The organism is uncultured Rikenella sp. (assembly GCF_910579375.1).
GTDB lineage: Bacteria > Bacteroidota > Bacteroidia > Bacteroidales > Rikenellaceae > Rikenella.
Genome location: NZ_CAJTUJ010000131.1, coordinates 1 through 5,171, shown reverse-complemented (window position 1 = coordinate 5,171; position 5,171 = coordinate 1). Strand labels below are relative to the sequence as shown.

Here is a 5,171-nt window from a genome sequence, read left to right as displayed (position 1 = left end):
CACGGCCCAAAGCTCGCCCCAATTCTCCGCCCCGTGTCGGCCTCACTGCGGCTCCGCTTTCGCTCCGCCACACTTCTGTCGCCCGCTTAAAGAGGGATTTCACGCGCAGTTCTTTGTTCGCGCGCCTGGGGAAATCTTGTCAAAACGCGCCAGCACATTTTGACGATTTCCCTCCTAAGGCGTGGCGCGCGACGGGTTTGAGGGGACTGTTCTTTCTGTGAACAGAAAGAACCAAAGAAACTTTAGACGGATGCTGGCGCATCCTCAAGCTGCCGGAGGCCCAACTCTCTGTCCGCGCGCGGGCCAAAAGGTAAAGACAACTCTAACAAAACACCTAATGGACTCACCGGCAGGATGAAGCGATACTGCGTTAATTCGTCCCCCCAACCGCCTCCATCCAACTGCCTTCCAATCACCCCCTACCCCTTCGCCCGCCCCAGTTTCGGAGCACGTTCGAACGGTTTGTCCCGATCGAACAGGTAACGGTAAGTCACATGTCGTTTACACCTCGCCGCCCGTACATAGCTCTCGACCATACGCATCATCAACGGGTTGAAATCGCCAATCCAGGCAAGCTCCAGCGAGCTGTACCGCTCCGGATTCCGCTCAACATACTGTTCGAACCGCCGGATCATCCCCGCCTCGACCCCTCGCCCCTGAAACTCAGCCGCCACGCCGAACACCACACCGAACAACCGCCCCTTCCGGCGTCGTACCTTAAGCCGCCAAAGCAACCGGAGTTTGTTCCACAACCCGAAACGCCCGTGAAAATCCTGAATCAGCACATTCAGGTCGGGCACGATCACGAAAAAGCCGATCGCCTGCTCCTTGTAGAAAGCGAAATAGAGCACCTCGGGATCCACAATCGGCGCCATCGCCCTGACCATCTCCAACGCATGCTCGAAATCCATCGGTTTCACCCCCGAAAACTGAGCCCAACCGCTGTTATAAACCGTCATGAAGTCCCGCGCCACCTTCTTTTTATCGCTCATATCGACCGCTTCGAACCGATAGTCCGGATTGGCGAACAACCGTTCGGCCTTCCGGTACAACGCCTCGGGCATGACATTCACCGTCAACTCCCGCAGATAGGTATGCTGGTCGAAATAGTTCCGGAAACCATAGGTCTCGAACAACCGTGCATAGTAAGGCGGGTTGTAGTTCATCCCGTACAGCGGCAGGGTAAAGCCTTCGACCAGCACCCCCCACCACTTCAGCCGGTCTCCGAAGTTGATTGAACCGTCCATCGCCTCCATCCCGCGCTCGGCCAGCCATTCGCGAGCCGCATCGAACAGCACGTTCGCGGCCTCCTGGTCGTCGATGCACTCGAAAAAGCCGCATCCGCCGGTCGGCTGGGCCTCTTCGGCGCTCTGCTCGCGGTTGTAAAACGCAGCGATCCGCCCTACGATCCGCCCCTCCTTACTGCTATCGTGCAAGGTCCAACGCACGGCCTCTCCGCCCTCGAACAAGGGATTCTTCGCCGGATCGAATACTTCAGCGATATCGGGCTCCAGGGGCTCGACCCACATGGGATCGGCACGATAGATAACCCGGGCCATCCGAATGAATTCACGCGATTCTCTCGCACTTTTCACCTCCCGCAATACATAATTCCCCATATTTAACTAATTTTAACTATTAAACTTTCTTTTGTTGCACCTTATCGGGAGGGTACTGTTCTCTTTGTGAACAAAGAGAACCAGAAAAACTTTAGACGGATGCTGACGCATCCTCCAGCTGCCGGCGGCCCAAATCTCAGACTCTTCTTTGGGCCGGGAGTTGTAGCGCGCTAATGCGAGCTAAACCTTTGGCGCGCTACAACCCCGCCCCAAACACAATCGCGAAGACTGAGGACTGCGGAGCCTGAGGCGTAGCGTAGCTGGCATAAAAGTTTTTGGTGCCGCTTTTTCCAAAAAGCGGCAGTTTCAGCCGGATAGGAGCAGAAAAAATGAATGATTACAGACAAAAATAGGGATAAAATGGGGAAGTACAGCGAGAAATTTTTCGTAGACATTGACTTTCATAACCTTATGCGCCAGCGGATTACCCGGATTCTTCTGGTGTGCAGCTCCTACGACCAGTTCACCCTCGAAGAAGACGGCCATATCGACGCCCAGATCGTTCGGGAATACAGCGACCTGAACCTGAGCAACCCACCCGCCTTCATCCGCGTCAGCTCCGGACTCGAAGCCCTCGAAAAGCTGCGGAACGGCGAGACCTTCGACCTCATTATCACCATGTTCAACATCGGCGAGATGGACGTTTTCACCCTCTCGCGGAAAGTGCGGGAGCTGCGGCCCGGAATCCCCTTCATCCTGATGAGCTCCTTCTCGCGCGAAGTCGCCCGGCGCGTGATGGAAGCCGACACCACCGCCATCGACTACATGTTCAGCTGGCAGGGCAACGCCGACCTGATCCTCGCCATCATCAAGATGCTCGAAGACCGGATGAACGCCCGCGAAGACATCCTCGGAATCGGCGTGCAGGCCATTCTGCTCGTTGAAGACAACGTCCGGTTCTACTCCGCCTACCTGCCCGACCTCTACCGCACCGTCATCCGCCAAACCAACGAATTCGTCCGCGAAGCCCTCAACGAACAGCAACGCATCCTGCGCAAACGCGCCCGCCCCAAGATTCTCTTCGCCCGCTCCTACGACGAAGCCGTCGAGCACTACGAACGCTACAAAGACCACCTGCTGGGGATCATCTCCGACGTCTCGTTCCGGCGCAGCGACGACCGGCCCGAACCCGACCCGCACGCCGGCGTCAAACTCTGCCGGCTGGTGCTCGCCGACCGTCCCACCATGCCCGTGGTGCTGCAATCCACCAGCCTCGAACACCGTCGCGACGCCGCCGAGCTGGGGGCCGACTTCATCTACAAACGCTCGCCCGACCTGTTGGGCGAACTGGCCGACTTCATCGACCGGCGGATGGCCTTCGGCGACTTCGTCTTCTACGATCCCCTGACCGGCGACGAGATCGCCCGGGCGCGCGACTTGGGCGAAATGCAGAACGCACTGGAACGGATTCCGACCGACGTGATGACCTACTACACGGCCCAGAACATGCTCTCGAAATGGCTCTACGCCCGGGGTATCTTCTCGCTGGCCCACATGCTGCGGGCGATGACCAACAGCATGTTCGAGACGCCGGACGAGATGCGCGAGTTCACCCTCCGGGCCATCAAAGGCTACCGTCGGCAGATGGGCCAGGGCGTCGTGGCCGAGTTCGACCCGGCCACCTACAACCAGTTCATCAGCTTCGCCCGCAGCGGCAACGGCTCGCTGGGCGGCAAGGCCCGCGGGCTGGCCTTTATCGGCAATATGCTCGAAACCTACAAACTCTACGACAAATGGGAGGGGGTGCGGGTGACCATTCCGCGGACGCTGGTGCTGGCTACCGACCATTTCGACCGCTTTATCCGCGAAAACGGGTTGCAGTCCTTGCAGGGAGCGGATCTGGACGACGCGGAGATCCTCTCCGAGTTTTCCGGCTCCCGGCTGCCGGACAAGGTGGTCGAAGACCTTCGGGTATTTCTGCGGAATGTGAAGCGGCCGCTGGCCGTGCGGTCGAGCTCTAAACTGGAGGACTCGCACTTCCAGCCCTTCGCGGGGATATACTCCACCTACATGGTGCCGCGCGTGGCCAACGAGGATCAGATGATCCGCATGTTGGGCAAGGCGATCAAGGGGGTCTACGCCTCGGTCTACTACCGGGCGAGCCGGGCCTACATCGAGGCGAGTTCGAACAGTCTGGCCGACGAGAAGATGGGGGTGGTGATTCAGGAGATTTGTGGGACGGAGGACGAGGGGTACTACTTTCCGACCTTGTCGGGGGTGGCGCGCTCGCTCAACTTCTACCCGATCGGCGACGAACGGCCGGAGGACGGGATCGCCAACATCGCGCTGGGGCTGGGCAAATTAGTGGTCGAAGGGGGGATTACGCTGCGTTTTTCGCCGGCCTACCCGAAACGCGTGCTGCAACTCTCGACGCCGGAGCTGATGTTGCGCGACACGCAACGGGTGATGTACGCCCTGTCGCTCGATCCGTCGCGGCTGCGGACGTCGACGGACGACGCGGTGAATCTGGTGCGGTTCGAGATTCCGAAGGCGGCCCATTTCCGCAATATGAAGTACGTGGCCTCGACGTGGGACGCGCTGAACCAGTCGGTGAGCGACTCGCCGAACGAGCCGGGGCGCAAGCTGATCACGTTCGCGCATATCCTGAAGTACGACACGTTCCCGCTGGCCGAGATTCTGCGGGAGCTGCTGCGGATCGGGGCGGAGGAGATGAAGTCGCCGGTGGAGATCGAGTTTGCGGTCAACATGGACGTTCCGTACGGGAACGAGAAGATATTCAACTTCCTGCAAATCCGCCCGATTGCGGAGGCGACGCAGCGCGACCGGCTGGAGTGGTCGTCACCGGAGGGACAGCCGGAGGGGGCGATTCTCTATGCGGAGTCGGCTTTGGGGCTGGGAAAGATCGAGGGATTGCGGGACATCATCTATGTCAAGCCGGGGCGATTCGAGCGTTCGGAGACGCCGCAAATGGCGGAGGAGATCGACGCGCTGAACACGGTGATGAAGCGGGAGGGGCTGAACTATGTGCTGGTGGGGCCGGGGCGCTGGGGGTCGAGCGACCCTTGGCTGGGGATTCCGGTGAAGTGGCCGCAGATTTCGGAGGCGCGGGTCATCGCAGAGTGCGGTCTGGAGGATTTCCGGGTCGATCCGTCGCAGGGGACGCACTTTTTCCAGAATCTGACGTCGTTCGGGGTGGGTTATCTGACGCTCAACCCGGCGATCGGAGACGGGGTGTTCGACGCCGGGGCCTTAGAGGTGCTGCCGTGCACGGCGGAAACGGCGCATTTCCGGCGGGTGAGCGTCCCGGAGGATCTGTTCGTCTTCGTGGACGGGCGCAACAACCGGGGCATCGTCCGCCTGGCTCGGGAGGCTGCGGAGGCCGATGATTAAGGTCTTCTTTCTCGTGGTGTATGGCAGCGAAAACGTCCTATCCTGTTTTCGAGGGCCGACCGTCCCCGCCCCGGGCTACCGTGACGCGGGGTACTTCAATGCTCCGGGCAGACTGAGCGGTGTCGGTAACAACGGGTTCGGCTGGTCTTCCGCGACGAGCGGTATCTACGGCTTACATTTGAGTTTCTACGTGACGTGGCT

General features: G+C 59.8%; 3 protein-coding genes. 2 read left to right on the top strand and 1 reads right to left on the bottom strand.

Annotated features, from left to right (window positions below):
- Positions 1–419 precede the first annotated feature (419 nt).
- Positions 420–1,619, bottom strand: a complete 1,200-nt coding sequence (locus QZ302_RS08455) for a hypothetical protein (protein WP_294594440.1) — start codon at positions 1,617–1,619, stop codon at positions 420–422.
- A gap of 333 nt (positions 1,620–1,952) precedes the next feature.
- Here QZ302_RS08455 and QZ302_RS08450 point away from each other — a divergent pair, with 333 nt between their 5' ends.
- Both QZ302_RS08450 and QZ302_RS08445 read left to right on the top strand, forming a co-directional pair.
- A complete protein-coding gene (locus tag QZ302_RS08450) occupies positions 1,953–4,970 on the top strand; it encodes a PEP/pyruvate-binding domain-containing protein (RefSeq protein ID WP_294594438.1) in 3,018 nt (1,005 codons plus the stop codon).
- The coding region (locus QZ302_RS08445) for a hypothetical protein (protein ID WP_294594436.1) at positions 4,963–5,171 on the top strand (209 nt) is incomplete at its 3' end. The genes QZ302_RS08450 and QZ302_RS08445, both read left to right, overlap by 8 nt.